Genomic DNA, 3369 nt, shown 5'->3' on the forward strand with positions numbered 1-3369 from the left:
CTGATTCGCCATCGCCACTGCCTCCGCTGACCGGAGCCAGTGAATCACCTCAGCGCCCGAACAGCGAGGCATTTCGAGTGTCCACTTGGTTGGGCGGGTCAATCACCAGATCCCACAGATTATAGGAGATCATCCGCTGCTTATCGGCGCCGAAGCCCTCTTCACCATCTAACGCCGCCCCATCAGGAAACGGGTCTCACGTCGCCCACCGGGGCCCTGCCTCCGAGCTCCCGTTCGATTTCCAAGAGTTCTCGACGCATTCTTTCCATTTCGGCGACTATCCGTTGCCGTCGCTGGACAAGCTCAGTCTCGCGGTCGGTACGCGCCTGCCGCAATCGCTTCTTAAAATTAATTATGGCATCTCGCTTCGCACGCGGGCTGACCAGTCCCTCCTTCCGGGCGGCATCGAGTTCGGCGTCCGTAAGGGTAGTAAGCTGATACGCCACGCTGTAGTTCGACGGCAACTCGGCCGGGATCAGTTTGCCGTCGGCTAGGGCGCGAGCGACACATTCAAGCTGCGACGCAATTTGGACACTAAACGGCAGTCTGTCCAGGAACACTCGCCATTCGGCGTTCATCTGTGCCCGTCGTTCTGCAGGCGTCAAATGGCTGTTATTGCCCCGGATGCGCTCCTCAATAAGTACGCGGGCTTTGATGATGCGGTTCCCGATCGTTAGAAAGGCTTCCTGGGCCCGGGTCCATAGCGTGCCGATCTCAACAGCTAGGTGTTCTGGGTTGGAGGTTTCAAACGCAGCTATCGCCAGGACTTCGCCCCGCAAGTCTGGGTTAGCGCCGGGCTCATAGTCGATGGCTTGCTCGATTGTCCGTCGTATCTGGGCAGGATCTAAGCCACGGCGCTCGTTAATCGGGGCGACGGACGGTGTGCGGCGAACAGCCATGGAATTATACTCTCAGCCCGACGCGGCGGCGGACGGCAGACCAGACGGCTTCAATATCCTCTCCTCCTGTGCATTTTCTCATCTCGGTTGCCCCCAGACCGACCTCGTCCGCAGCCAGGAAGTCATAATATTCGCCAATCTCAACAGCGCAGAGCTCGGCGTGTCGAACCAAGCGCTTCTTCGCCAGCCCGATTACGCGAGTTGCCTTGGGTTTCACCAAGTTCAGTACCGCCAGAGTTGGGCGCTTCCACGTCGAAAGCGCATACAGAAGAGTTTCTGCGCTCTCCGTGTCGCTGATGCCTACCTTGGTAGGCACCAGGACGAGGTCCACCCCAAAGGACAAAGTCTTGAGAACCTCCGAGGATTGGTCAATCGCGGGTGGAGTGTCGAAGAAAATGAGGTCATGGTCTTTGATGCCTAGAACCTCGCTGGCATCCCGAGCATCGTGCGGGTCGGCCTCATAGCCGATGATTTCCGGACTATCAGGGCAATACTGCGTCCGGCGCTGGAGCCACTTGGTCACTGTACGCTGTGTATCGAAGTCGACCATGCCGACGCTGTAACCGTTATTCGCTGCCGCGCCTGCTAAGTTCTTCACCAGAAAGCTCTTGCCTGGGCCGCCCTTGGCACCCGTGCTTAGAATTCGGATGGTGCGCTTCAGACGCCTACCTTCCGCCACGTGCCTACTCCTTGAAGTTTTGTCGAATGAAACCGTAACGCGAATTCTGAACGGAGGGGAGATGTGAGGTGGAATCTTACCGGTAAAAAATTGCTCCTGTTCGTTCTAGCAGCGCGTCACTACGAGAATATTACAAGTATCCTGCCGAGTTCGGCATCCGAATCCTGTTGGCAAGGCTGAAGTCACATGCTCTTCGTCCACCGCCAGCGCCCCCACCTGATACGTAAGGAGGAAAAGGCCTAACCCTAAGCTACAGTGTTGAGCATCATAATCTCTGGTGTCATTGGGGCATGCTGCTCAGAGCGCGGATGGCACCGGGGTATTCATGCGGGCAAGCCCGGCTGCCGAGCCGGGCAGAAGAACATCGAGGTGAGCACCCAAGCCGGCTGCGCTGAAGGACGACATCGCTCCTCAACATGAGCCTGCGCCGATTTTCTTTGTCAATGCCGCACCCATAAGCGGAGCATCCGCCTGAAAGATGCGACGGGAGATCGGCCATGTCCATCGCAGCGGGTAGCCTGGAGGCGCGCAGGCTCATCGAAGCGGTCCAGTCTCTCGGCCCGACCATCGCGAGCCTGCGTGACGAGATCCACCGCGAGCGTCGGTTGCCCGCGGGCCTCGTCGAGCAGCTTCGCGAACTTGGCTTTTTTCGCTGTTCCTGCCTCGGCAGCTAGGCGGGCTCGAGCTCAGCTTGACCGACTATCTGAAGGTCGTCGAGGAGGTGAGCCGGGTGGACGGCACCGTGGGGTGGTGCGTGACCATCGGCGGCGGCGCTCCACCCTGGCTCGTTGGAGGTCTCCGTGGAACCGGCAGCCACGACTATCGCGTGACCGACCTGTTCGTTCCGGCCTCCCACGCCGTGGCGCTGGGTCAGGAGCCGGTGCAGCCTAGTCCCCTTTACGCGCTGCCGCCGCACACCGTCCTCGGCCTGACGATCGCCGCCGTGCCGCTCGGCATCGCGCGCACCGCCCTGGACGCGGTCAGGGAGATCAGCGCCAGCAAGACCCCGCGGATCCGCTCGGAACTCCTGGACACCTCGAACTACCCGCTGCTGCATGGCCTTTGCGTGCAGGATGGTCGCCTCAGGCCGTGACGTGCCCCTGTTGACCCGGCTGGGTCACCGGCTTTGGGCGGCGGGTTCTGCCCTTCGTGGACGCTGTGGGGTTATGCGGGCGCAGCTCGGGCGCTGAGCCAGGCCAGGCGGGTGAAGTTGTAAGCCAAGTTGGCGATGCCGATCTTCACCTGCGCCCGGGCCAGGCCGATGGTGCGGACGAACAGCGCCATGCGGTGCTTCTGGGCAGCAAAGACGTGCTCGATGCCGGAGCGGATCCGGGCACGTGCGGCATTGGCCTTCGCCTGCGGCTCGGAGAGTTCGCGCCGCGGTGGCCGGCGGAACAGGATGTGTTCGCTCAAGCCGCGCCGCTCCAGGACCTCCAGGTTGCGCCTGGTGCGGTAAGCCGTGTCCGCCCAGACGCGGCTTGCGGTGTTCTCAGGATCCAGCAGCGCCGGAAAGCTGCGGCTGTCATGTTGGGCGGCATCCGTGACGGCCCAGCGGCGGATCAGCCCATGGCGTCGGTCGATGCCGATGTGGCTTTTGTAGCCAAAGACCGGCACCGCGATCTGAATGGCTTGGCGCTGCGCACCTTCTGGTTTGGGCTTGGCCCTGCCGCGCTTGAGCGTCCAGCGTGCGTCGCGATCCTTCTGCGCCCGCTTAGCCTTTGACCAGTGCGTCGGCGTACCGCCCTCGCGAATGGTGGCTTTCTCCTCAATGGTGAGCTTCTGGCGTGGCGC

Annotated in this window: 5 protein-coding genes; 2 read left to right on the forward strand and 3 right to left on the reverse strand. The window is 61.6% G+C overall.

What is annotated here, in order from left to right:
- Positions 1 to 182: 182 nt before the first annotated feature.
- On the reverse strand, positions 183 to 899 hold the full coding sequence (locus F0Q34_RS21425) for a hypothetical protein (protein ID WP_149814403.1): 717 nt from the start codon (positions 897 to 899) through the stop codon (positions 183 to 185).
- A 4-nt stretch (positions 900 to 903) separates the two neighbouring features.
- Positions 904 to 1578: a ParA family protein gene (locus tag F0Q34_RS21430; protein ID WP_161600998.1), complete on the reverse strand. Its 675-nt coding sequence runs from the start codon at positions 1576 to 1578 to the stop codon at positions 904 to 906.
- Positions 1579 to 2075: 497 nt separating this feature from the next.
- On the opposite strand from F0Q34_RS21430, the gene F0Q34_RS21990 reads away from it, so the two are divergent.
- Entirely contained in the window at positions 2076 to 2252 is a 177-nt protein-coding gene (locus F0Q34_RS21990; protein ID WP_161600999.1) for a hypothetical protein, read from the forward strand.
- Between the two features lie 17 nt (positions 2253 to 2269).
- A complete protein-coding gene (locus F0Q34_RS21435) occupies positions 2270 to 2671 on the forward strand; it encodes an acyl-CoA dehydrogenase family protein (RefSeq protein ID WP_149814405.1) in 402 nt (133 codons plus the stop codon).
- 71 nt (positions 2672 to 2742) lie between these two features.
- Here F0Q34_RS21435 and F0Q34_RS21440 read toward each other — a convergent pair.
- The coding region (locus F0Q34_RS21440) for a transposase (protein WP_149814406.1) at positions 2743 to 3369 on the reverse strand (627 nt) is incomplete at its 5' end.

This window comes from Teichococcus oryzae, from assembly GCF_008386565.1.
Lineage (GTDB): Bacteria > Pseudomonadota > Alphaproteobacteria > Acetobacterales > Acetobacteraceae > Pseudoroseomonas > Pseudoroseomonas oryzae.

What these genes read in the sequence shown, in the direction of transcription:
- F0Q34_RS21425 (WP_149814403.1), bottom strand. Translation starts at nt 899, where the DNA reads ATGGCTGTTCGCCGCACACCGTCCGTCGCCCCGATTAACGAGCGCCGT.
- F0Q34_RS21990 (WP_161600999.1), top strand. Translation starts at nt 2,076, where the DNA reads ATGTCCATCGCAGCGGGTAGCCTGGAGGCGCGCAGGCTCATCGAAGCG.